This is a genomic window from Bradyrhizobium sp. USDA 4503 (assembly GCF_054055815.1).
Genome location: NZ_JBSRXS010000001.1, coordinates 3,855,649 through 3,875,916, shown reverse-complemented (window position 1 = coordinate 3,875,916; position 20,268 = coordinate 3,855,649). Strand labels below are relative to the sequence as shown.

21 protein-coding genes are annotated in these 20,268 nt (G+C 65.6%); 7 read left to right on the top strand and 14 right to left on the bottom strand.

From position 1 onward, the window contains the following. Positions 1–81: 81 nt before the first annotated feature. Positions 82–723 (bottom strand): pyridoxamine 5'-phosphate oxidase, encoded by a 642-nt coding sequence (gene pdxH, locus ACVMIH_RS18840; protein WP_057015208.1) that lies wholly within the window; start codon positions 721–723, stop codon positions 82–84. A 105-nt stretch (positions 724–828) separates the two neighbouring features. Between pdxH and ACVMIH_RS18835 the strand changes: the two genes are divergently transcribed. Further along, entirely contained in the window at positions 829–1,239 is a 411-nt protein-coding gene (locus ACVMIH_RS18835; RefSeq protein ID WP_249796067.1) for an RT0821/Lpp0805 family surface protein, read from the top strand. 118 nt (positions 1,240–1,357) lie between these two features. Then, positions 1,358–2,317: a DnaJ C-terminal domain-containing protein gene (locus tag ACVMIH_RS18830; protein WP_253624181.1), complete on the top strand. Its 960-nt coding sequence runs from the start codon at positions 1,358–1,360 to the stop codon at positions 2,315–2,317. Positions 2,318–2,702: 385 nt separating this feature from the next. Here the strand turns inward: ACVMIH_RS18830 and ACVMIH_RS18825 are convergent, their stop codons facing one another. Further along, the gene (locus ACVMIH_RS18825) at positions 2,703–3,467 is read right to left on the bottom strand and encodes an anti-sigma factor family protein (protein ID WP_057015209.1); all 765 of its coding nucleotides are present in this window, start codon (positions 3,465–3,467) and stop codon (positions 2,703–2,705) included. Between the two features lie 67 nt (positions 3,468–3,534). Beyond that, positions 3,535–4,023: a sigma-70 family RNA polymerase sigma factor gene (locus tag ACVMIH_RS18820; RefSeq protein ID WP_016844579.1), complete on the bottom strand. Its 489-nt coding sequence runs from the start codon at positions 4,021–4,023 to the stop codon at positions 3,535–3,537. Between the two features lie 227 nt (positions 4,024–4,250). On the opposite strand from ACVMIH_RS18820, the gene ACVMIH_RS18815 reads away from it, so the two are divergent. From ACVMIH_RS18815 to ACVMIH_RS18805, 3 genes are all read left to right on the top strand, one after another. After that, complete coding sequence (locus ACVMIH_RS18815; RefSeq protein ID WP_168857197.1) at positions 4,251–4,850, top strand: histidine phosphatase family protein; 600 nt, start codon at positions 4,251–4,253, stop codon at positions 4,848–4,850. 149 nt (positions 4,851–4,999) lie between these two features. Beyond that, complete coding sequence (gene aroC / locus ACVMIH_RS18810; protein ID WP_456862922.1) at positions 5,000–6,088, top strand: chorismate synthase; 1,089 nt, start codon at positions 5,000–5,002, stop codon at positions 6,086–6,088. A gap of 44 nt (positions 6,089–6,132) precedes the next feature. Then, positions 6,133–7,326 (top strand): adenylate/guanylate cyclase domain-containing protein, encoded by a 1,194-nt coding sequence (locus tag ACVMIH_RS18805; protein WP_456862919.1) that lies wholly within the window; start codon positions 6,133–6,135, stop codon positions 7,324–7,326. 97 nt (positions 7,327–7,423) lie between these two features. On the opposite strand, the gene ACVMIH_RS18800 is transcribed toward ACVMIH_RS18805, so the two are convergent. Next, positions 7,424–8,188, bottom strand: coding sequence for a hypothetical protein (locus ACVMIH_RS18800; RefSeq protein WP_456862916.1), 765 nt, complete (start codon positions 8,186–8,188; stop codon positions 7,424–7,426). 90 nt (positions 8,189–8,278) lie between these two features. Further along, complete coding sequence (gene clpS, locus ACVMIH_RS18795; RefSeq protein WP_456862913.1) at positions 8,279–8,584, bottom strand: ATP-dependent Clp protease adapter ClpS; 306 nt, start codon at positions 8,582–8,584, stop codon at positions 8,279–8,281. 233 nt (positions 8,585–8,817) lie between these two features. Between clpS and ACVMIH_RS18790 the strand changes: the two genes are divergently transcribed. After that, a complete protein-coding gene (locus tag ACVMIH_RS18790; protein ID WP_456862910.1) occupies positions 8,818–9,669 on the top strand; it encodes a DUF1194 domain-containing protein in 852 nt (283 codons plus the stop codon). A gap of 139 nt (positions 9,670–9,808) precedes the next feature. On the opposite strand, the gene ACVMIH_RS18785 is transcribed toward ACVMIH_RS18790, so the two are convergent. From ACVMIH_RS18785 to ACVMIH_RS18745, 9 genes are all read right to left on the bottom strand, one after another. Next, on the bottom strand, positions 9,809–10,606 hold the full coding sequence (locus tag ACVMIH_RS18785) for a nucleotidyltransferase domain-containing protein (protein WP_456862907.1): 798 nt from the start codon (positions 10,604–10,606) through the stop codon (positions 9,809–9,811). A gap of 54 nt (positions 10,607–10,660) precedes the next feature. Continuing rightward, positions 10,661–11,902: a class I SAM-dependent RNA methyltransferase gene (locus tag ACVMIH_RS18780; protein ID WP_456862904.1), complete on the bottom strand. Its 1,242-nt coding sequence runs from the start codon at positions 11,900–11,902 to the stop codon at positions 10,661–10,663. After that, positions 11,895–12,656 (bottom strand): TlyA family RNA methyltransferase, encoded by a 762-nt coding sequence (locus ACVMIH_RS18775; RefSeq protein ID WP_253587659.1) that lies wholly within the window; start codon positions 12,654–12,656, stop codon positions 11,895–11,897. Before ACVMIH_RS18775 ends, ACVMIH_RS18780 begins: the two co-directional genes overlap by 8 nt. Further along, entirely contained in the window at positions 12,653–13,216 is a 564-nt protein-coding gene (locus ACVMIH_RS18770; protein WP_057015217.1) for a nucleoside 2-deoxyribosyltransferase, read from the bottom strand. The genes ACVMIH_RS18775 and ACVMIH_RS18770 overlap by 4 nt, the downstream gene beginning before the upstream one ends. Before the next feature lie 99 nt (positions 13,217–13,315). Continuing rightward, positions 13,316–15,244, bottom strand: coding sequence for a 1-deoxy-D-xylulose-5-phosphate synthase (gene dxs, locus ACVMIH_RS18765; protein WP_050387827.1), 1,929 nt, complete (start codon positions 15,242–15,244; stop codon positions 13,316–13,318). A 544-nt stretch (positions 15,245–15,788) separates the two neighbouring features. Beyond that, positions 15,789–16,040: an exodeoxyribonuclease VII small subunit gene (locus tag ACVMIH_RS18760; protein ID WP_456815758.1), complete on the bottom strand. Its 252-nt coding sequence runs from the start codon at positions 16,038–16,040 to the stop codon at positions 15,789–15,791. A 127-nt stretch (positions 16,041–16,167) separates the two neighbouring features. Continuing rightward, on the bottom strand, positions 16,168–17,094 hold the full coding sequence (locus ACVMIH_RS18755; RefSeq protein ID WP_057015218.1) for a histone deacetylase family protein: 927 nt from the start codon (positions 17,092–17,094) through the stop codon (positions 16,168–16,170). A gap of 285 nt (positions 17,095–17,379) precedes the next feature. Then, entirely contained in the window at positions 17,380–19,050 is a 1,671-nt protein-coding gene (locus tag ACVMIH_RS18750; protein ID WP_076829108.1) for a bifunctional metallophosphatase/5'-nucleotidase, read from the bottom strand. A 61-nt stretch (positions 19,051–19,111) separates the two neighbouring features. Beyond that, the gene (locus ACVMIH_RS18745; RefSeq protein ID WP_050387826.1) at positions 19,112–19,873 is read right to left on the bottom strand and encodes a crotonase/enoyl-CoA hydratase family protein; all 762 of its coding nucleotides are present in this window, start codon (positions 19,871–19,873) and stop codon (positions 19,112–19,114) included. Between the two features lie 203 nt (positions 19,874–20,076). On the opposite strand from ACVMIH_RS18745, the gene ACVMIH_RS18740 reads away from it, so the two are divergent. Next, positions 20,077–20,259, top strand: a complete 183-nt coding sequence (locus tag ACVMIH_RS18740) for a hypothetical protein (RefSeq protein WP_253640447.1) — start codon at positions 20,077–20,079, stop codon at positions 20,257–20,259. Positions 20,260–20,268 lie beyond the last annotated feature (9 nt).

Genomic DNA, 20,268 nt, shown 5'->3' with positions numbered 1-20,268 from the left:
TGGGATCAAGACGTCGCTGGCCGGGTCATCTTACACGAAGATGCGCTTCGCGCTTTCGCCCGGCCATGACGGTCGCAGCTTTCAAGGATAGAGCCGCACCTTCGACCAGGCGCTGCCGGCGCCGTCGCGGCGGAATTCGATGCGGTCGTGCAGGCGGTACGGGCGGTCGTGCCAGAACTCGAAGCGCTGCGGCGTGATCCGCCAGCCGCTCCAGCCCGGCGGCCGCGGCACCTCGCCGATGACGTATTTCGCACCGGTCTTGGCGATCGCCTGCTCGAATGCGAAGCGGCTCTCCAGGGGCTGCGACTGCTTGCTGGCCCAGGCGCCGATCTGCGCCTGCTTCGGCCTGGTGGCGAAATAGGCGTCGGCCTCGGCATCGGTCACCGGCGTGACCGGCCCGCGGATGCGCACCTGGCGGCGCAGCGATTTCCAGTGGAAGAGTAAAGCAGCCTTGGGATTTGCGGCCAATTCGCGGCCCTTAGCGCTCGCAATGTGGCTGTAGAACACGAAGCCGTCGGCATCGAAGCCCTTCATCAGCACCATCCGCACGTCGGGCAGGCCGTCGGGATCGACGGTCGCAAGCGCCATCGCGTTCGGATCGTTCGGCTCGGACTTGATCGCCTCCGCAAACCATTCGGCGAACAGGGCGAACGGCTCCTCCGCCGCGGTGAAATCACCCGATGTTAACGGTGTCGGGTGTTTGATGGAGGTCGTGTCGGTCATGTCAGGAGTCCCGATTTGCATCCGCCCGCGTCTGAAAGCGCGTTACTAGCCCTATATAGGGCATGGGGGCGCGTTGGCCTATCGGCGATCCACCCCGCAGGCGCGGTGGTGACATTGATCCTGATCGGCGTCGGCGCAAGCGGCTGCAGCCTGTCGCGCAGCGACGCCTTCGCCAAGCTGGACGACAAGGATGTGACGGGCTCGATCAGGCCGACCCAGATCAATGCGGTGATGCCGACCGACAGCGATCTCGCCTTCGCCCGCAATGCCGCCTCCGACGTGCTGACCAAGGGCGACAAGGATTCCAGCCAGCCCTGGGAAAATCCTGAAACCGGCGCGCGCGGCTCGGTGACGCCGCTGGCCCAGGCCTATTCGGGCGAGGACGGCAAGACGTGCCGGGATTTCCTTGCCAGCTACGTCAACGGAGCCACCGAGAGCTGGCTGCAGGGCGCCGCATGCAAGGCTGGACAAGGGCGGTGGGAAATCCATAGCCTGAAGCCCTGGAGAAAATCCTGAGAATTCCGGCGAAGCCGGACTAGTTGCAAAAATGCCACTGAGCCCCCACATCAAGGTAAAGTGGGCCCGGACGGGTTCCCGGCCAGGACTGATTTTTCCCGTGAAGGAGACGTGACGGATGCGCGACCCCTATGAGGTCTTGGGGGTGCAGCGGAGCGCCAGCGCTGCGACGATCAAGAGCGCCTATCGCAAGCTCGCCAAGAAGCATCACCCTGATAACAACAAGAACGACCCGAAGGCGGCGGCCCGCTTTGCGGAGATCAACACGGCCAACGAGATCGTCGGCGACGAGGACAAGCGCAAGCAGTTCGACCGCGGCGAGATCGATGCCGAAGGCAAGCCGCGCTTCCAGGGTTTCCCTGGCGGCAGCGGTGCCGGCGGCCGTGCCGGTCCGGGCGGCTTCGAGTACAGTTTCCGCTCCGGGCCCGGCGGCGGCATGGGCGGCGGCAGCTTCGAGGACATCCTCAACAGCATGTTTGGCAATGCGGCTCGCGGAGGCGGCAGCCGCGCGGGCCGGGCCAGTCCGTTCGAGTTTGACGGCGGCGGGGTCGGCGTCGACCTCGATCTTTCGGTCGCTATGACGGTGTCGCTGGAGGAATCGGTCAGGGGCGGCGACAAGCGCGTCCGCCTGCCGACCGGCCGCGAGCTCAACGTCAAGATTCCGCCCGGGGTTGCTGCGGGTCAGCAGATCCGGCTGAAGGGGCAGGGCGAGACCGCGCAAGGCCATCCGCCCGGCGATCTCCTGATCACGATCTCGGTCGCGCCGCACCCGTTCTTCAAGGTCGACGGCAACGACCTCAGGATCGACCTGCCCATCACCCTCTACGAGGCGGTGCTGGGCGGCAAGGTCCGCGTGCCGACGCTCGGCAGCGCGGTCGAACTGTCGATCCCGAAGAACACCTCGAGCGGCCGTACCTTCCGCCTCAAGGCCAAGGGGCTGTCGAAGGCGGGCGCGACCGGCGACCTCTATGTCACGACCCGCATCATCCTTCCCGACGGGAACGATGCCGAGCTTGAGGCATTGATGCAGACGTGGCGGGATCAAAAACCCTACAATCCGCGTAGCGATCTCGGCTGACCGCCGATAACGCGCCCCAAAAGACGCGAAGACGCGAAACTGCACTACCCCGGACTCTATCGGGGTAGACGCGGGCATCGTGAGCGCGTCACAAAGGATGACGGGCCGTCCGAGGTCTGCGGCGTGCAGACCGGATGACGGAAAAGGAGTGCGGCCTCGAGAGGGGGACCAGCGCGGTACACAAAACCCCAATCGAGGCCGCGTGCGCCGATCGGCGGATCGGGCGCGGATCATCTTCGCGTGAGCATCCGGTGCGATAATGAGACGCGTCGATGACGCGAATCGAAGTTTTCGATGTCGGAATTGGGACGCTGAGTGAGGCTGGATTCACTTGCTCGAAATGACGCAATTTCGACGGCCTGATCTTCCGTAAAATTACGGAAGATCACCCGCCGCTCTTCTCCATCTGATCGTAGACGGCCTGCGCGACCTGGGTCAGGCGCGTGCGATCGGTGCCGCCGCTGACGACATAGGCGACGCCCCGATCGGCCCAGAACAGCGCGCCGTCGCTGCCCTGCACGGCGTAGCGCATCTGGGTCGCCTCGGTCTTCACCTTGGCGGTGTAGACCGTGAACCGCTCACCCGACGTGCTCTCATACATCAGGAACGACGCCGGGCCGCTCGGTCCGGGCAGCAGGCGGCCGCCGACCAGCTTCAGCCCGGTCAGCTCCGGCGCGCGGACGTCCCAGCCGCAGCGCTTGGTCAGCCATTGCTGCAGGTGGTCGCGCTCGCTGCCGGGCACCTCGACGGGATGCCGGACCTCGACCACGTAGAGCCGATGCGCATCGAGGGCATCGACCGTGAAGCTCTGGAATGCCGACGGCGTCGCCGCCGCTCCGCGCGCGATCCAGCCGGCGCCGCCACCGGCGACGAAGGCCATGACCGTCGCCGCCACCGCGCCATAGACCCAGCGGCGCGGCTGGCGCACCAGCCGCTCGAGTTCGAGCCGTTTCGGCACCGCCTCGTCCAGCACGGTGTCGTAGCGTGCATGCAGTGTCTCGGCCATCGCACGCCATGACTGCACCCGCGCCGCGTCGTCGGGATGCGCGGCAAGCCACGCCTCGACATCGCCGCGGCGTTCGGCTGGCAGCTCGTTGTCGACGTAAGCGTGCAACTCGTCTTCGGTGACGGGAATGTTCGGGTCGGTCATATCAGTCGTCTCTGCCAAATCTTGTTCGAAAATCGTTCATGCATAACGCCGGCCATCGCGCACATTATCATTTCACCCGCCGGAGCGCCGGGCGCTGGCCCTCGATCGAGGCCCGGACATGGGCGCGGGCGCGGGCGAGGCGGGACATCACCGTGCCGATCGGCACGCCCTGGATATCGGCGACCTCGCGGTAGCTCATGCCCTCCAGCATGACGAGCAGCAGCACCGAGCGTTGTTCCTCGACCAGCGTCGACAGCGCGCGTTCGATGTCGCGTCCCTCGGCCTCGGTGCCGCTGGCGTCGGCATTGTTATCGAGCAGCGGCACGAACGCCGGCCGCCGCGCCAGCGAGCGCCGGCGGTTCTTGTTCAGATTGGTCAGGATCGTGTAGAGCCAGCTCCTGACGTCGCCGCCGAGAAACAGCCGCTCCGAGCGCAGCGCCCGCACCAGCGTGTCCTGCACCAGATCGTCGGCGATATCCGTGTCACGCGCCAGCGCGCGCGCATAGCGACGCAGCGCCGGTATCATGGCTTCGACACTTTGACGAAACGCGGTCATGCATCCCAGTCTTCGATGGTCTCGGCGATAGCCGCCTTGTCCAACATAACACCCTGGCGGCGTGGCTATTCCGTCTGCGCCGATCTGCGCGCATACCGCCCAAGCTGCGGCCGATTTGGGCTTGTCGCCAGCCGAAGTGCTGGTGTACCTCCGAGCCGAAAAAATTCGGAGCGTGGAAGCCTTGAGGCGGCCGACCTCTCGCGCAGCAGGGACCAGCCGTTACGGGAATGCCGGTACCGACGATCTATTACATCCGCCACGGCGAGACCGCGTGGAACGCCGAAGGGCGGCTCCAGGGCGTGCAGGACATCGCCCTCAATGAGCGCGGTCGCGCCCAGGCCGCGCATGCCGGGCGCATCCTCGGCGATCTCCTCGCGCGCGACCGCCGTGACAAGGCGACGCTGCCGTTCGTCGCAAGCCCGCTGATCCGGGCGCGTGCCACCATGGAGCTGGTGCGCGCCGAGCTCGGCCTGCCGCCGGGCGACTACGCGCTCGACGCGCGGCTGCGCGAGATCGGCTACGGGACGTGGGAGGGCTCGACCTTGGCGCAGGCGCAGGCTGCGGACCCCGCGCTGTATGCCCGCCGCCTGGCCGAGAAGTGGACGGTGTCGCCGTCCGGCGGCGAGAGCTATGTCGACGTGCAGGTGCGGATGACCGACTGGTACCGCTCGGTGACGTCGGACACGGTCGCGGTCGCCCATGGCGGTACGGCGCGGGCGCTGATGGTGGCGCTCGGCTTCGAGACGCCGGCCTCGGCCGCCGAACTCTATATCGAGCAGGGGGCGGTCTACGTATTCGGTGAGCAGGGGCTGCGGAAGCATAGTTAACTCGCACTGTCATTCCGGGGCACGAAGCGAACCTCAGGGGCGCAATTGCGCCCCGGGGAATCTCGAGATTCCGGGTTCGATGCTCCGCATCGCCCCGGAATGACAGCTTGGCTGTTTGACCCCGCTGCCTCTGCGCGTTACGACACGCCATGTCCTTCAATACTTTCGGTCATATGTTCCGCGTCACGACCTTCGGCGAGAGCCATGGGGTCGCGATCGGCTGCGTCGTGGACGGCTGCCCGCCGCTGATCCCCCTGACCGCGGAGGAGATCCAGCACGACCTCGACCGCCGCCGCCCCGGCCAGTCGCGCTTCACCACCCAGCGCCAGGAGCCGGATGCGGTCAAGATCCTGTCCGGCGTGATGGCGCATCCGGAAACCGGCGCGCAGGTGACGACCGGCACGCCGATCGCGCTGCTGATCGAGAACACCGACCAGCGCTCGAAGGATTATTCCGAGATCAAGGACAAGTTCCGGCCCGGCCATGCCGACTTTACCTATGAAGTGAAATACGGCCTGCGCGACTATCGCGGCGGCGGACGCTCCTCCGCGCGCGAGACCGCGACCCGCGTCGCGGCCGGTGCGATCGCGCGCAAGGTGCTGCCCGAGGTGAAGGTGCGCGGCGCGCTGGTGCAGATGGGGCCGCACAAGATCGACCGCGAGAAGTGGGACTGGGACGAGATTGCGAACAACCCGTTCTTCTGTCCCGACAAGGACAAGGCGGCGTTCTTCGAAAGCTATCTCGACGGCATCAGGAAGAGCGGCTCCTCGATCGGCGCCGTCATCGAGGTCGTCGCCGAGGGCGTGCCAGCCGGCCTCGGCGCGCCGATCTACGCCAAACTCGACAGCGACCTGGCGGCGGCGATGATGAGCATCAACGCGGTCAAGGGCGTCGAGATCGGCGCCGGCTTCGGCGCCGCCGAATTGTCGGGCGAGGAGAACGCCGACGAGATGCGGACCGGCAACAACGGAACGCGTTTCCTGTCCAACCATGCCGGCGGCGTCCTCGGCGGCATCTCGACCGGGCAGCCTGTGGTGGTGCGCTTTGCGGTCAAGCCGACGTCCTCGATCCTGACCACGCGCCGGACCGTGGACCGCAAGGGCGCGGATACCGACATCCTGACCAAGGGCCGCCACGACCCCTGCGTCGGCATCCGGGCGGTACCGGTCGGCGAGGCCATGATGGCCTGCGTGCTGGCCGATCATTTTCTGCGCGACCGCGGGCAGACCGGGCGCTGATCCCTTATATAGTGGCGGTCGCCAGACCGCCCTGGGGGAATGCCATGAACGCGTCGGAGCTTCGGGACATCATCGAATGGATGATCGGCGGCGCGCGGTCGGCGCCGACCCCGCCGCAGATGATGGCGGAATGCTGCGAGCGCCTGGTGCGGGCCGGCCTGCCGCTGTGGCGCATCGGCGTCTTCGTGCGCACGCTGCATCCGGAGATCTATGGCCGCCATTTCTTCTGGAAGCCCGGCGCCGAGGTCGAAACCGGCACCGTCGATCACAACATCCTGGACTCCCCGGAATTTGCCGTCAGCCCGCTGTCGACCGTGTTCAGGCAGGGTGTTGAAGTACGCGCGCGGCTCGACGATCCCGCAAGCGCCCGGTTTCCGATCGTCGTGGACCTGCAGGCCGAAGGCGTCACCGACTACATCGCCGTGCCGCTGGTCTATACCGACGGCTTCGTCAATGCCTCGAGCTGGACCACCAGGCAGCCGGGTGGCTTCACCGAGGAGCAGCTCGATGCGATCCGGTCGATCACCGTGCCATTGGCGCGCTATATCGAGATCATCACCCTGCGCCGCACCGCCTCGCTCTTGCTCGACACCTATGTCGGCAACCGTGCCGGCGAGCGCATCATGGGCGGCCAGATCCGGCGCGGCCATGCCGATACGATGGATGCCGCGATCTGGCTGTCGGACCTGCGCGGCTTCACCGCGCTGTCGGACCGCTTGCCGGCCGAGACGGTGGTGGAAATCCTCAACCTCTACTTCGATTGCCAGGTCACCGCGATCCGCGACCATGGCGGCGAAGTGCTCAAATTCATGGGCGACGGCCTGCTCGCGGTGTTCCCGGTCGACGAATATCTCGGCGACGAGGTGCAGGTCTGCTCACGGGTGCTGGAAGCCGCGCGCGCGTCCCGCGCCGGCGTCGAGGCGCTGCAATTCGCCAATGGCGATGCCGTCGAACGCTTCCGTTTCGGCCTCGCGCTGCATCTCGGGCGCGTGCTCTACGGCAATATTGGCGGCGGCAACCGGCTCGACTTCACCTGCATCGGTCCGGCGGTCAATCTCGCCGCGCGGCTGGAGAAGATCGCCGGCCGTCTTGGCCGCACCGTGGTGGCCTCGGAGCGCTTCGCCGGCATCAGCGACGGCGGCTGGAGCGATCTCGGCGAGTTTCCTATCGCTGGAATTGCCAAGTCCGAACGGGTCTACGGCCTGTACGACGAGGCGCCGGTCGCTGCTGCGAGCTAAAGCATGATCCGGAAAAGTGCGAAGCGGTTTTCCGAAAAGCTCATGCTCAAACAAAGAGCTAAGGCGCGATGACGATTCAACCTAATCTCATCGCGCCTTAGCCGCCGCGGGCGTAAGACTGCTTCAGGCCGAAGGTCAGGATCGACAGCGTGATCCACAGCCGCAGCATGGCGAAGCCGAAGATGAAGACGACGTAGACCAGGTTCTTGAGCGGCTGGCCCACCGTCGCGGTCTGCCAGAAGTGCCAGATCGCGGTGCGGACAAGCTCCTGACCGTAGCCCAGCGCGACGTTGATCGCACCGAGCACCAGCACCGCGGCGCCGAGCCACAGCGCATGCCGGCCCAGATCCTTGACGGCGGCAAACAGTGCGACACGGCCGCCATTGCCTTCCGCATTGACGATGATCAAGAGCACCAGCGCTGCGATCGCCGCACTCCAGAACCGGCCGAGATCGGAGTCCTGATCGAAGGCCATGCCGTCGAGGCCCCACATCAAATGCGGAGCACACGACGTGAAGCCGACCGCGGCGGTGCCGACTGATGCCACGATCATCACGAGCATGATCCGCCACAGGATCGACGCCGACAGTCTGGTCTGCTCGGCCAGGGTCCATTCGCCGAGCGACGATTGGCCTCCGGCAGCCTGGATCGAGTCCCGCGCTGTCGCGAAGAAGGCGAGCAGCACGCAGATGTCGGCCAGCACCAGCGCGGGCAGCGTCAGGCCGGGCCTGCCGAAACCGACGATCCGCAGCGCCGCCGCCATGACGAGCCAGGGCAGAGCGGGCAGGGGGCGAAACGGCCCGAACGAGGTTTCTGGGCGGGTCTTCCGCAGTGAGAGCTGTTGGCGCAGTGCGACGGACATGCCGCGTTCATGCCATGCGATCCCAAAAGCACCGGTCGCCGCGATCGCTAAAATTCGCGGCAAGGCCTGTGGCAATCTGGCGCTGGCGCGCTATTCCTCGGGCTCGGTGGTGAACAGCAGCGGATAGCCCTTGGCGCGGCCGGCGTCGGTGGCGCGCGTCGCCTTGGTCTCGGCGACGTCCCTGGTGAAGACAGCGACGACGCAGACGCCGCGCTGGTGCGCCGTCAGCATCACCTTGTAGGCTTGGTCGTCGGTCATGCGGAATTCACCCTTCAGCACGGTGACGACGAATTCGCGCGGCGTGTAGTCGTCGTTGACCAGGATCACCTTGTGCAGGCGCGGCCGCTTGACCTTGGTCTTCGTCCTGGTTTTCGGCTTGACGACGGTATCTGGCATCGCACTCCCTCGCGATTGCCCCGTAAGAATACCGTCTTCAGGCGCGCCTTGGAACCGTTCGATTTGCACGGCGTCATTGCGGCAACGGCACGGCGCGCGTTGCCGCATTCGAGACAAACGAAGTTTGACTTGAGTGTGGACGTCTAACCTGAATGTGAAGGACAGCTGATATCTGCGCTTTTCGCCGCCTGAATTGCGTGTCACCATGACACTCATACGACGGGAGGGCCGCAATGCGCTGGTATGTCTCGATCGGAGCGGTGCTTGTCGCGGGCATGGTGGCCTGCGGCGATGTGGCCGGTGTTGCCGCGCCCGGCCCGGGAACCCAACCCGGCCATCGCCTGGCTGAAAAGGAATCCACACCGAGCGTCGACATCGAGTTGATCATCGCGGTCGACGTTTCCTATTCGATGGACATGGACGAGCTCGCGATCCAGCGCGAGGGCTATGCGCAGGCGATCGTCTCCAAGGATTTCCTGCAGGCGCTGAAGGCCGGTCCGAACGGCAAGATCTCGATCACCTATTTCGAATGGGCCGCCTCCAACGATCAGAAGATCATCATCCCCTGGCGGGTGATCGACGGTCCTGAATCCGCCGATGCGGTCGCCGCCGAGATCATGAAGACGCCGGTGCGCCGCGCCTCGCGCACCTCGATCTCCGGCGCGATCTATTTCGCGATCCCGATGTTCGACGAGAATCCGCATCGCGGGCTGCGCCGCGTGATCGATATTTCCGGCGACGGGCCCAACAACAACGGCACGCCGATCACGCCCGCGCGCGATGCGGCGCTCGACAAGGGCATCGTCATTAACGGTCTGCCGATCATGGTGAAGGAACCGTCCTACTCGACGATGGATATCGAGAATCTCGACTATTACTACGAGGACTGCGTGATCGGCGGACCGGGCTCCTTCGTGGTGACGATCAAGGATCGTGAGAAGTTCAAGGAGGCGATCCGCACCAAGCTGCTGCTCGAAGTTGCCGGCCGCACCCCCGAGCGCCCCATCATGCGGACCGCCGAGAAGGAGCCGCGGGTCAATTGCCTGATCGGCGAGAAGATCTGGCAGGACCGCTGGGGGCGGTAGCGATCATGTGGACCTCGTAGGATGGGTAGAGCGCAGCGAAACCCATCAATTCATGTCTATGGCGCGAATGATGGGTTTCACTGCGCTCTACCCATCCTACGGTTCTAACTCGCCCTACAGATCTTCTGGAGCTCACTCTCTATCGCGCGCAGCATCTGCAACGCGGCGGCATGCTCGGTCGCACCGATCTGCCGCCAGACCTCTGCGGCGCGGCCAGCAAGGCGCGAACCGTCACCGGAAAATTCGCGGCCTGCGCCAGTGCGCTCTTTTCGTTGATCAGATATTGCCCGTTCAGCGCAAACAGCACCTGTGCGAGGCAGGCCAGCGCGCGATAGGCGCAGCCGGCGACATGCGTGCCGTCGCCGCGCGGCAGAGCAAGCTCTGCATTCTCGATGCTGAACAGGACTTCCCATTGAAAGCGCCGGATCAGCGCATCGCGCAGGGCCGGCGGGTAGGGCACAGTCCTCGCCTTCAGCGCCGCGACGAGGCCGTCGGGATCGTGCAGCTGATGGCACAGCGCGACCTCGCCCATCCAGATCGCCGAGCAGAAGCCGTGCGGATGGCCCGGCTGGTAGTGCATGCTGATCTCGCCGTTCCGGCAAGCATCGATGACAGCAGAGACCTGATCGGTGCTGCGGTAGAGCAGGTCGACCTTGCGGCCGCCGATCGTGAGCCAGGCACCGCCGACGATCCACGGTCCCCATTCGCCGACCGGCGTGACATGCGCAGCGGCGGGGTCGTCGACCAGACCCGTTACAGCTTCGCGCAGCCGATCGATATCCGGCGCGGCGCCATCCCGATAGTAGAGGCCGATATCGGTGTCGGAGGTGTCATGCGCCGTGCCGCGCGCCCGCGAGCCGCCGAGTACGATGGCGGCGACGCCCGATACGGCGGCGATAACGGGGATGATGCGTGCGAGCAGCGGATCGTCGGACATGGAGCGCAGACTATAGCGAGACTGCCCGCGCTCAGCGATAGCCGCTCCGTCCTGTCAGCGCGCGAACCGCGCCACCAGCTCGACATGCGCCGTGTGGCGGAACTGATCGACCGGTGTGACGGCTGCGATCTTGTAGCCGCCGTCGATCAGGATTTTCGCGTCGCGCGCAAACGTCGCGGCGTTGCAGGACACCGCGACGATCACCGGCACCTTGCTCGCCGCCAGCTGGGTGACCTGCGCCTGCGCGCCCTGGCGGGGCGGGTCGAACACGACGGCGTCATAGTCGCGCAACTCCTGCGGCATCAGGGGACGGCGGAACAGGTCGCGCGCCTCGGCCTTGAGTGGCTTCAGCCCCGGCGTCGATTGCGCGGCCTTCTGCAGCGCGGTGATCGCACCCGTGTCGCTGTCGAAGGCGGCGATCCGCGCCTTCTCCGCGAGGCGCAGCGCAAACGGACCGACGCCGCAAAACAGGTCGGCGATATGCTTGGCGCGTCCGCAATGCTCGCGAACCAGCGCGGCCAGCGTCTCCTCGCCCTTGACGGTCGCCTGCAGGAACGAGCCGGGCGGCAGCACGACCTTCGCCTTTCCGATCGCAATCTCGGGAGAGGCACGCTGCAGCACCAGCTCGCCGTGGCGTGTCAGCCGCGCCAGCCGGTGCTTCTCCGCAACGCGCGACAAAGTGGTGATCAGGCTGGTCGGCAGCGCGCCGGAACCGCGCACGTCGATGTCGAGTCCGTTGACGGTTGCGGTGACCTGGATGTCGAGCGGCTTGCCGATCGCGATCAGCGGCTCGGCGGTGGCCCAGGCCGCCTCGATCGCGCCGTCGAGCGCAGGATCGAGGATCGGGCAGCGATCGACCGGGACGATATCGTGTGAACCTGCCGCGGCGTAGCCGACCTTGAGGACCTCGTGGCTGCCAATGCGCCCGTGCAGCGTGATGCGGCGACGGCCCGCGCCATGGGCATCGATCAGCGCTGCGACTTCCGCCGCAATCTTCGGCTGCGCCAGCGTCTCGACCACGATGTTGCGCTTCCAGGCGTGGTAGGGCACATCGTTCCAGTGCTGGATCGCGCAGCCGCCGCACACGCCGAAATGCGGACAGAACGGCGCGATGCGCTCGGGGCTTTCCTGCGCGACCCGCAGCAACCGCCGCCGGTCGGGATGGTTGCCCGGGACGTCGTCGACCTCGACCGTTTCGCCGGCCAGCGCATAAGGCACAAAGATCGATTGCGATCCCTCGATCGCGACGCCGTCGCCGCGGTGGCCGACATGGTCGATGGTAAGAAGCTCAGCCACGGCGCGCGCCGAGGAAGAATTCGATATTGCCGTCGCCGCCCGAGATCGATGACGGGAACACCTGAATGTCGGTGCAGCCCTGCGAGGCGGCAAAGGCTGCGATGTCGTCGCAGATCTCCTGGTGCACCATCGCGTTGCGGATCACGCCGCGCTTGGAGTGTTTGCGCGCCGCCTCGAATTGCGGCTTGATCAGCGCCAAGAGATGCATCGGGGCGGCCGCCAGCGACAGCGCAACCGGCAGCACCAGCTTCAGCGAGATGAAGCTGACGTCGATCACCACGATGTCGGGCCGCGCCGGCAGGCGCTTGCCCTCGAAACTCCTGATGTCGGTCGCCTCCATGGAGACGATTTTCGGATGCCCCTGCAGCGAGGGATGCAGCTGGCCGTGGCCGACATCGATGGCGAACACGAGGCTCGCGCCATTGGCGAGCAGCACTTCGGTGAAGCCGCCGGTCGAGGCGCCGACATCGAGGCAGACATGGCCCTCGACGTCGATCGGATAGTGCTCGAGCGCGCCGGCGAGCTTGACGCCGCCGCGCGAGACATAGGGATGCGCCGGCTCGGCCGAGAGGGCCGCGCCCGGTGCGACGATCTCGGACGCCTTCGCGATCTGCCTGCCGTCGGCGGTGACGAGGCCGGCGTCGATGGCGGCGCGCGCTCGCGCCCGGCTTTCGAACAGGCCGCGTTCCACCAGCAGCACGTCGATGCGTTTGCCGGCGGATGCGTCGTTGTCGTTGTCGCCCGCTCTGGTCACTTCGCCGCCTGCCGGCGCTGCGCGGCAGCGAGCCGCACGCAGGCCTCGAAGGAGGTGAGGTCGTGCCATAGGTCGGCCGACGGCTCGCGCGGGGTCACCAGCGGGCTGCCGTGCAGGTCGAGCGCGTGCATCATCATCAGATTGTCCGGCAATCCAAACTCTTCCACCGTCAGCCCCTCCGCATCGATCAGGCGTCCGTCGGATGCCGGCACGACCTGGCTGAGCCGCGCCACGCGATTGGCGTAGGACGTGGGATCGTTGGAATAGGCGAGGCACAGTTTGCCGCGTCCCGCCATGTAGCCGAGTTCGTAAACCGTGCCTGCGTCGGCACTGGGGCCGCGAAACGGCGTCAAGTTGGCGATGATGGCGTCGGCAGACTCCATCATCGCCTCGTTGCTCTTGAAGATGGTGAGCGAGACGCCGGCGGCGGTGGGATCGATGCTGTTGTCGAGCGGATACAGCCCGGTCAGCCCGTGATAGGCGCAAACCTCCGCCTTGCGGCGGCCGATCTCCACGGCATCCGGCAGGAACACGTCAGGACCTGCCAGATAGATCTTCATGGACTTGCCGGGGCTGGTGCGTTTTCGAGCGACAACCTGGAGCTTCGGTTCTGATTCAATCAGAACCGAAAATGCTCCAGTGAGCGCCGCCCGTCACGATCAGGCGAGCTTGACGGTCTCGGCCTTGTAGTCCTTGCCGAGGGTTTCGAACACCTTGGCAACGATGCTCTTGGCGTCGAGACCGGCGCGGGCATACATCGCCGCCGGCGTGTCGTGGTCGAGGAACACGTCGGGCAGGATCATCGAGCGGAACTTGAGCATGCCGCTGTCGAGCATGGCGTTGTCCGACAGGAACTGCATGACATGCGAGCCGAAGCCGCCGATCGAGCCTTCCTCGATCGTGATCAGGATCTCGTGGTCGCGGGCGAGCTTCATGATCATCTCTTCGTCGAGCGGCTTCATGAAGCGCGCGTCGGCGATCGTGGCGGAAAGGCCGTGCGCGGCGAGCTCGTCGGCCGCCTTCTCGCACTCTGCGAGACGGGTGCCGAACGACAGCAGCGCGACCTTCTTGCCCTCACGGATGATGCGGCCCTTGCCGACCTCGAGGGCAACGCCGACTTCCGGCATCTCGATGCCGCGGCCTTCGCCGCGCGGATAGCGCAGCGCGCTCGGACGATCGTTGATCGCAACCTGCGTCGCCACCATGTGGACCAGTTCCGCCTCGTCGGCGGCGGCCATGATCACCATGTTCGGCAGACAGCCGAGATAAGCATTGTCGAACGAACCCGCGTGCGTCGCGCCGTCGGCGCCGACCAGGCCGGCGCGGTCGATCGCGAAGCGGACCGGAAGGCTCTGGATCGCGACGTCATGGACCACCTGGTCATAGCCGCGCTGCAGGAAGGTCGAGTAGATCGCGCAGAACGGCTTGTAGCCTTCGGTGGCGAGGCCGGCGGCGAAGGTCACCGCGTGCTGCTCGGCAATGCCGACGTCGAAGGTGCGGTCCGGGAACGCCTTGTTGAAGATGTCGACGCCGGTGCCTGACGGCATCGCCGCGGTGATGGCGACGATCTTGTCGTCCTTCTCGGCTTCCTTGACGAGGCTCTGGCCGAACACGTTCTGGTAGGCCGGCGCATTCGGCTTGGCCTTGGCCTGGGTGCCGGTCGCGACGTCGAACTTGACCACGGCGTGGTACTTGTCGGCGGAGGCTTCGGCCGGGCCGTAGCCCTTGCCCTTCTGGGTCACGACGTGAACTAGGATCGGGCCGGTCTCCATGTCGCGGACGTTCTTCAGCACCGGCAGCAGATGGTCGAGATTGTGACCGTCGATCGGGCCGACATAGTAGAAGCCGAGTTCCTCGAACAGCGTGCCGCCGTCCATCATGAAGCCGCGGGAATATTCCTCGACGCGGTTGGCGCGGTTGGCGAGGATCTTCGGCAGGCGCTTGTTGATCTGCTTGGCGGCCTCGCGCAGCGAGCGGTAGGTCTTGCCGGAGTAGAGGCGCGACAGATAGGCGCTCATCGCGCCGACGGGCGGCGCGATCGACATGTCGTTGTCGTTGAGGATCACGATCAGGCGCGAGTTCATCGCGCCGGCGTTGTTCATCGCCTCATAGGCCATGCCCGCCGACATCGCGCCGTCACCGATCACGGCGATAACGTTGTTCTTGCCGCCGGAGAGATCGCGCGCCACGGCCATGCCGAGGCCGGCCGAGATCGAGGTCGAGGAGTGCGCGGCGCCGAACGGATCGTAGTCGCTTTCGGTGCGCTTGGTGAAGCCGGAGAGACCGCCGCCGGTGCGTAGCGTGCGGATGCGGTCGCGGCGTCCGGTCAGGATCTTGTGCGGGTAGGCCTGGTGGCCGACGTCCCAGATCAGGCGGTCGCGCGGGGTGTCGAAGATGTAGTGGATGGCGGTGGTCAGTTCGACCACGCCGAGGCCGGCGCCGAAATGGCCGCCGGTCACCGACACCGCGTCGATGGTTTCCTGGCGCAGCTCGTCGGCAACCTGCTGCACCTGCTCGACCTTCAGCTTGCGCAGGTCATCCGGCGTGTGAATAGTGTCAAGAAGCGGCGTCTTACTAAATGTGGTCACAGCGAATTTCCAATTTTTGCCTGTCGGAACGAACCGCCCGACGCGAGATGGGATGGCGCGCACACCGCGCAGCGAATGCCAGACACTGGGTGCCGCCCCGGCAGGCCGGTGCCTGGTTGTAAGCCTAGATTCACTCCGGATTGGACCACGTGATATGCATCACCTTGGTCGCTCTTCACCCGTCCCGGTTCAGTTTTGTCGAACCATTTGAGATGCATGCCGCCCGAAAAGTCGGGCTGCCCGCCACTCTCAAATGCCCATAGAACTGGAAGCATTACACCAAAGCCGCCGCCAAAGCCAACCCGATAGGGGCCGCAAGGTTCCTATGCGGCGCGCCGAAAAACCTAGTCTTTTCAATAGTCGGGTGGGAGCTGGGTTCCAATTCGCCTAATTTGGCGGCAGCCGGCCGGGCCGGCTCGGCCTGATTCGCAGCCGTACCCGACCCCGCGGGTAGCCCCGGAGGTTTACGGGTGGCTGGAAATGCACAGCAACAATTGCCCGCCGTGGCGGACATCGCGCCGCACGATCGACGTGGTCGGTAGCGCTACTGCAGGTCGAGCGGCTCGGTGCCGGTCGGCTGGCCCGAGGCGTCGGTGGTGATCTTGTCGACGCGGGCTTCGGCCTGACGCAGCAATTCCTCGCAGCGCCGCTTCAGCGCCTCGCCGCGCTCGTAGATCGCGACCGATTCCTCAAGCGGGACCTTGCCGTCCTCGAGCCGCTTGACGATCGATTCGAGTTCCTCGATCGCGCGTTCAAAGGAGAGCTTCTTCACGTCGGCTTGGGTATTCTCGGCCATTCTTGCGTTCCCGATTGCGTGGATCAGATCGCAACCTGATCTTGTCGTCCAAACATGACCTGTCGCAGGCCATGCTCGCCCCGGCGCAGAATCAATCGAATTTTTGCGGGCGTATTGTGGCGGGGATTTACCCGTCCATCAATGCGGTGACGTGAGATGCCACCGACTCTTTCAGGCCCTGCAGGTCGTAGCCGCCTTCCAGGACGGAGACGACGCGGCCGCCGGCGCTCTTGTCGGCGAGATCCATCAGCTTGCGCGTGACCCAGCCGAAATCCTCGCCCGTCAGGTTGATCGAGGCCAAGGGATCGCGGTGATGCGCGTCGAAGCCCGCCGAAATGACGATAAGTTCGGGGGAGAACTTCTCCAGCTGCGGCAGGATCAGGTTCTCGAAAGCGGAGCGGAACTTGGCGCCGCCGTCGCCGGGCGCCAGCGGCGCGTTGACGACAGTGTCGTGCTCGCCACGCTCGCCGGCGGCCCCAGTGCCGGGGAACAGCGGCATCTGGTGCGTCGAGCAATACATCACGGTCGGGTCGGCCCAGAAGATATCCTGCGTGCCGTTGCCGTGATGGACGTCGAAATCGATGATTGCGGCGCGCTTGATGCCGTATTTGCGCTGCGCGTGGCGGGCAGCGATCGCGGCATTGTCGAAGAAGCAGAAGCCCATCGGCGTCGATTTCTCGGCGTGGTGCCCGGGCGGGCGCACCGCGACGAACGCGTTTTGATGCTTGCCCTCCATCACCGCATCGGCGGCGGCCACCGCGCCGCCGACGCCGCGCATCACCGCTTCCCAGGTGCCCGGCGACATCGAGGTGTCGCCGTCGATATAGATCATGCCGGAGGTCGGCGCGATGTGGCGGAGTTCGCCGACATAGTGCTCACCGTGACAGAGCAGCACGGTGTCGAGGTCGCCTTCCGGCGCGGAATCGCGCACCAGCGCCTTGAAGCGATCCTCGCCGAGCACCTCGGCGACCGCCCGCAGCCGGTCGGGGCGTTCGGGATGTCCGGGAGGGGTCAGGTGGTCGAGACAGGCGGAATGCGTCAGAAGCAGTGTCATGCAGATTCCCGGCGCAATCGATGCGCGTGCGAGGACGCATGATCCGGAAAAGTGCGCAGCGGTTTTCCGACCAAGATCATGCAAGAGCAGGCCCTAATCTAGGCCGTTAGCGGCGTTCCGGAAAGGGCCGACATCATCCCTGTTCCCGTCCTTCCAAAGCCGGGGTGTTTTCCGCGTCATTGCCAGCGGAGCGAAGCAATCCATGCCGCATGCTCGGAGACAATGGATTGGTTCGCTCCGTTCGTAATGACGTGAGGAGCTGCGTACGCCACCCCTAGACCTCGCTCAATTGATCCGCTCGATCCGCTTGTCTGCCGTCGGGCCCACCGGGCTGTTGGCCTTGAAGTAGGCATAGAGCGCATCGACGTCGTAGATGCCGAACTGCTGCGCGGTTCCTTGCTTGAACACCGTGAAGCCGTCGCCGCCCTCGGCGAGATAATTGTTCACGGTGACGCGGTAGCTCGCGGCCGGGTCGATCGGCTTGCCGTCCAGCGACATCCGTGCGGCAATGATGCGCGCGCCATCGGGCTTGCTCGCATCCCACGCATAGGAGAACCCCTTCGAGACCTGGAGGGCGCGCGGCCGCTTCGGATCGGCCCATTGCTGCTCCAGCGCGTCCTTGAGCTGCTTGCCGGTCAGCGTCATCGTCACCAGCTGGTTGCGGAACGGCTGGCTTGCAAAGATATCGGCATAGGTCACCGCGCCGTCCTCGCGCTTGACGATGTCGGTGCGCACGCCGCCGGGATTGGTGAAGGCGATTACCGCGCCGCCATTCGGCTCGGCGCTGGTTGCAAGCAGCTGTGCATCGGCGACGATGTCGCCGAGCGGGCTCTCGCCAGTTTCGGCAGGTGTACGCGACAGCGTTTCGGTGACCGAGCCTGCCGCGCGGCTCGCGATCGGCGCGGCCAGCCGGTCGTAGGATTCCAGCAGCGCGCTCTGCTCGGGATCCTTGGCCGTGCCGGCGATCCGCACGATGGTGTTGGCGGCCCTGGCGCTGATCACGTCATGGCTGTTCGGATCAAGCTGAAGGTCGATCGCGGTGACCAGGGTGCCGTATTTGTCGCCGGAGGTGACGAGCCGTCCATCGATCTCGCAGACATAGGCCTGGTGGGTGTGGCCGGAGACCACGACGTCGACCGCGCGATCGAACTTCTTGACGATGTCGACGATCGGCCCGGAGATCCCTGGACATTCATTATAGTCGCCGGTCGGAAAGCCGCCTTCGTGGATCAGCACCACGATCGCCTCGACGCCCTTTGCCTTCAGCTCGGGGACCAGCGCATTGACGGTCTCGGCCTCGTCGCGAAAGTCGAGGCTCGCGACGCCGGCCGGCGACACCAGGTTCGGGGTGTTCTTCAGCGTCAGCCCGATGAAGGCCACTGCAATGCCGTCGAATTGCTTGATCTCGTAGGGCGGAAACACCGGCTTGCCGGTCGCCTTCTCGATCGTAGAGGCGGCGAGATAGCGGAATTTGGCTCCTGTGAACGGGTGCGGCCCCTGGCATTTGTCGATCGGATGGCAACCGCCATTCTGCATCCGCAGCAGCTCGTCCTTGCCCTCGTCGAATTCGTGATTGCCGACCGAGGAGATCGCAAGCCCCATCAGCGAGAGCGACTCGATGGTCGGCTCGTCATGAAACATCGCCGACAGGAACGGGCTCGCGCCGATCAGGTCGCCGGCCGCGACGAAGATGTTGTTCTTGTGGCCCTCGCGCAGCTGCTTGACGACGGTGGCCATCCGCTCGGCGCCGCCGGCGGGCTCCATGATCTTTTTGGTCGCGTCAGCGGCGTCGGTGATGCGGATGCCGCCCGGCGGCGGCCGCAGATAGCCGTGGAAATCGTTGATCGCGAGAATGCGCAGGCTCACCGGCTCCGCGGCCTGCGCCGGACAGGGGCTTGCTGCGGCCAGTCCGAACGCGCAAAGCGCGGCGAGAGGGGAAAGGCGGGACTGTCTCATGACCTGTCCATGGAGCACGGGATCATGGCGCCGCGCCACTACAATTTTGCGACGCTTCGTTTCAATCCTTCGGGCGAGCCATGAATGCCTTGAACGCCTCGACTGCTTCCTCGGAGCGCATCCGTTCGCTGAACAGATGGTTCTCCTGCTCGATGCGGCGGGTGACGTCCTCCGGCGGCAGCCGGATCAGGCGCCGCGAGATCGCCACCGCCTCGGCCGGCAGCGCGCAGATCTCGCGCGCCACCTTGTGCGCCTCCACCTCGGCATGTCCCGGCGCCACCACGGTATTGACGAAGCCGGCGACGCGGGCGTCGTCGGCCGACATGGTGCGGCCCATCACCAGCATCGCGAAGGCACGCTGGTGGCCCATCATGCGCGGCATCAACAGGCTCGAGGCGCCTTCCGGCACCAGGCCGAAATTCGAGAACGGCGTCGAGAACAGCGCGGTCTTGCTGGCGAGCACATAGTCGCAGTGAAACAGCATGGTGGTGCCGATGCCCATCGCGACGCCGTCGACGGCGGCGATGATCGGCTTCACATTGTGGGCCAGCGAATACAGGAATTTGACGAGGTCAGAGGCCGGCGGCGTCTCACCGGTCGAGGTGCCCTGCGCGAGCAGGTCCTCGATGTCGTTGCCCGCGGTGAACACGCCGGAGCCGCCGGTGATGATCAGGCAGCGGATCTTCGGATTGTTCTGCGCCTTGTCGATCGCGTCGCTGATCGCGCGAAACATCTCCTGGGTGATCGCGTTCTTCTTCTCGGGCCTGCGCAGCCGGATCACGCGCGTGGCGGCTTCGTCGGTCACTATGACATGCGCGGTCATCGAGCGGTCCCAGGGTCGGCCGGCATCGTCGCCGGTGGAGGTCGTGCCGCCATCCTACATGATCCCGTGCAAGCCCCAAGAGCTCCGGCGTGTTCCGGGCCGCTTTTCCCCGTGGGCGAGCATGAGAACGGCGCAATGCAGATAATCGGAATCTTGCGATTCCGGGCAGGGGACGTTGGTCGTAGGCGCGGAGGCGCACGGCGATGCTGCCTTCCGCCCGCGCCACGATGGCGCCGATGCTGCCCGCCCGCCGCGCCCGTGGCGCTCGCGACGAGTTTAACTTCCCCGCGAGAAACATTCCGCTGTTCGCGGCATTCCCCCCTTTACTGACAGGCCGAACAGACCTCGACACGTCGTTGTCGTGGTTCCGCGTGCGGCTGACTTGAGGAGAGCGG

Bases quoted from the DNA above. Each gene is read 5' to 3' on its own strand.
- ACVMIH_RS18825 (WP_057015209.1), bottom strand. From the start codon at position 3,467: ATGACCGACCCGAACATTCCCGTCACCGAAGACGAGTTGCACGCTTAC.
- ACVMIH_RS18800 (WP_456862916.1), bottom strand. From the start codon at position 8,188: ATGTCCGTCGCACTGCGCCAACAGCTCTCACTGCGGAAGACCCGCCCA.
- ACVMIH_RS18785 (WP_456862907.1), bottom strand. From the start codon at position 10,606: ATGTCCGACGATCCGCTGCTCGCACGCATCATCCCCGTTATCGCCGCC.
- clpS (WP_456862913.1), bottom strand. From the start codon at position 8,584: ATGCCAGATACCGTCGTCAAGCCGAAAACCAGGACGAAGACCAAGGTC.
- ACVMIH_RS18790 (WP_456862910.1), top strand. From the start codon at position 8,818: ATGCGCTGGTATGTCTCGATCGGAGCGGTGCTTGTCGCGGGCATGGTG.
- ACVMIH_RS18815 (WP_168857197.1), top strand. From the start codon at position 4,251: ATGCCGGTACCGACGATCTATTACATCCGCCACGGCGAGACCGCGTGG.
- aroC (WP_456862922.1), top strand. From the start codon at position 5,000: ATGTCCTTCAATACTTTCGGTCATATGTTCCGCGTCACGACCTTCGGC.
- ACVMIH_RS18760 (WP_456815758.1), bottom strand. From the start codon at position 16,040: ATGGCCGAGAATACCCAAGCCGACGTGAAGAAGCTCTCCTTTGAACGC.
- ACVMIH_RS18755 (WP_057015218.1), bottom strand. From the start codon at position 17,094: ATGACACTGCTTCTGACGCATTCCGCCTGTCTCGACCACCTGACCCCT.
- ACVMIH_RS18805 (WP_456862919.1), top strand. From the start codon at position 6,133: ATGAACGCGTCGGAGCTTCGGGACATCATCGAATGGATGATCGGCGGC.
- ACVMIH_RS18770 (WP_057015217.1), bottom strand. From the start codon at position 13,216: ATGAAGATCTATCTGGCAGGTCCTGACGTGTTCCTGCCGGATGCCGTG.
- ACVMIH_RS18820 (WP_016844579.1), bottom strand. From the start codon at position 4,023: ATGACCGCGTTTCGTCAAAGTGTCGAAGCCATGATACCGGCGCTGCGT.
- ACVMIH_RS18830 (WP_253624181.1), top strand. From the start codon at position 1,358: ATGCGCGACCCCTATGAGGTCTTGGGGGTGCAGCGGAGCGCCAGCGCT.
- ACVMIH_RS18740 (WP_253640447.1), top strand. From the start codon at position 20,077: ATGCTGCCTTCCGCCCGCGCCACGATGGCGCCGATGCTGCCCGCCCGC.
- ACVMIH_RS18750 (WP_076829108.1), bottom strand. From the start codon at position 19,050: ATGAGACAGTCCCGCCTTTCCCCTCTCGCCGCGCTTTGCGCGTTCGGA.
- ACVMIH_RS18745 (WP_050387826.1), bottom strand. From the start codon at position 19,873: ATGACCGCGCATGTCATAGTGACCGACGAAGCCGCCACGCGCGTGATC.
- pdxH (WP_057015208.1), bottom strand. From the start codon at position 723: ATGACCGACACGACCTCCATCAAACACCCGACACCGTTAACATCGGGT.